Annotated in this window: 2 protein-coding genes; both read left to right on the top strand. The window is 34.6% G+C overall.

Features of this window, described 5'->3' with window-relative positions; all coding sequences use genetic code 11:
* Positions 1-575: phage baseplate assembly protein V (locus HMPREF9071_RS12580; RefSeq protein WP_009401515.1), on the top strand; the 575-nt coding region annotated here is incomplete at its 5' end.
* A gap of 2 nt (positions 576-577) precedes the next feature.
* Entirely contained in the window at positions 578-1,846 is a 1,269-nt protein-coding gene (locus HMPREF9071_RS11610) for a hypothetical protein (protein ID WP_009401516.1), read from the top strand.
* The last annotated feature ends 44 nt before the right edge of the window (positions 1,847-1,890 follow it).

Genomic DNA, 1,890 nt, shown 5'->3' on the forward strand with positions numbered 1-1,890 from the left:
ATACAGGAGGGGGTAAAGGATTCTATTTTGTCCCTGAAATAGGTGAAGAGGTAATGATAGATTTTGAAGGAGGTAATGCGGAACGTCCTTTTGTGCTTGGAGCACATTACAATGGTGAGGCAAAAAGTGGGTACGGCCCTACTACCAAAGCTATACATACGCAAAGCGGTACCAAAATATTGCTTAACGATGCTGATGGCAGTGTGAGGATTGAGGACCCAAGTGGCAATATATATGCTATGGACGGGAAAGGAAATATTAAGGTTCAAGCTCCTAAGAATATAACATTTGTTGCTGGCGAGAATATTAGCTTAAGAGCTACAGCAAGCATTGATATAGATGCAGGAGTGGATATATCTGAGACAGCAGGAGCTATGATCAATAAAAATGCAATAGGAGATTATTCGTTAATAGCTGCAAATATCACAGAAATTGCTCGTGGGGAGAGAAAGGCAAGAGCAAAACAAGTTGTTGATCAGTCCAAGAATGCAAAACTTATATCTGAACAAAAGAATGAGGTGCATTCAAAAGGAAAGTTTAGTAACAATAGTGGTGAAAGCACAAATATATCTTAGCTATGGCAGGAGGAACAATCATTAGAAAAGTAGGAGAAACAAACTTAGTAGAGTGTGATACTTGGCAGGTTTATACTGATGACTTTGAGGCTTGGGCAGGAGAACACAGCCTCTTTACTGCCGATGGAGGAACTTCGGTGGGAGAACCAAAAGATCCTCCTCCTGCAGGAAAGTATTTTGTAAAAGGATGGTGGACAGATGTCAATGATAAACCTATAAAGGAAGCTACAGTCGGAAGTACCATAAGATTTCATATACAGACTCAGGGAGTAAAAAATGGAGAAAAGATTGACTTTATAGTATATGATCAGGATTATTTTAGTTTTAATGATAAATTAGTAGTTAAAAATAAAAACAAGGAAATAAATAAAATAACTGTACAGAATAATAGAGGTTATATAGAATGGGTTACAGGTGAAGAGTGTTTGAAATTGCTTGAGGAAACATTTGAGGGTGATGAAATAGAACTTTTTATAAAATGTCAATACAAAAATGAGACTATTGATTTGCCTGCTATGGAAAGTGATTATTTGGCGTTGTATGAAAAAGAGGTATTGATAACAGTTATCATTGAATTGCCACATAGTAAAGAAACGGGGTGGGGAGCAAAAGGATTAGCAGGACATACGGGTATGGCAATTGGGAATAAATATTTTGATTATGGACCTGATTATGACTTAAATAATAATGGAACTCCAAATATCTATAAATCAGGAGAAATTGTTCCAATAAATGAAAAAGAGTATGATGTGGATTTTAATAATGATGGCGATAAAGATGATATAGTTAATATTAATGAAAACACTCTTAGTTTTAAAAATACTCTTGGTCGTCCTTGGTGGGGAGAGATGATTGCAAAAAGGGAAGGTATAGAGGCTAATAGTGTAACTCTTCATCAAGCAATAGAGTTTATCAAATTAGATTGGAAAAAATATGGAACAAGTATTTACGGCGAAGTTCATAAAATAGAATTTTATGTAAAGGAAAGCGAGGCAAATAAAATGCTAAAATGGTGGGAGAATAGGTATAGACATTTAAAGATATATAGTGTTTATCCTTGGAAAGGTGAGCAGTGTACCACTACTGTAAAAACAGCTATCCAAGAAGCATTTCCTTTTTATAAAGGGATAAATTGGATAGGGAAAACAACTCAAAAACCAAGTGGTCTTTTGAATGATTTGAAAAATTTCATTAGCACTTCCAAACAGCATAAAAATGAAAAAGTAAGAATAACCAAGATAAAAGAAGAGGCTAATGATTGGCAACCTTAAAAATATTTTCCAATGAAAAAAATAATATTTATGTTAATATTTAG

The organism is Capnocytophaga sp. oral taxon 338 str. F0234 (genome assembly GCF_000192225.1).
Taxonomy (GTDB): domain Bacteria; phylum Bacteroidota; class Bacteroidia; order Flavobacteriales; family Flavobacteriaceae; genus Capnocytophaga.

Bases quoted from the DNA above. Each gene is read 5' to 3' on its own strand.
- HMPREF9071_RS11610 (WP_009401516.1), top strand. From the start codon at position 578: ATGGCAGGAGGAACAATCATTAGAAAAGTAGGAGAAACAAACTTAGTA.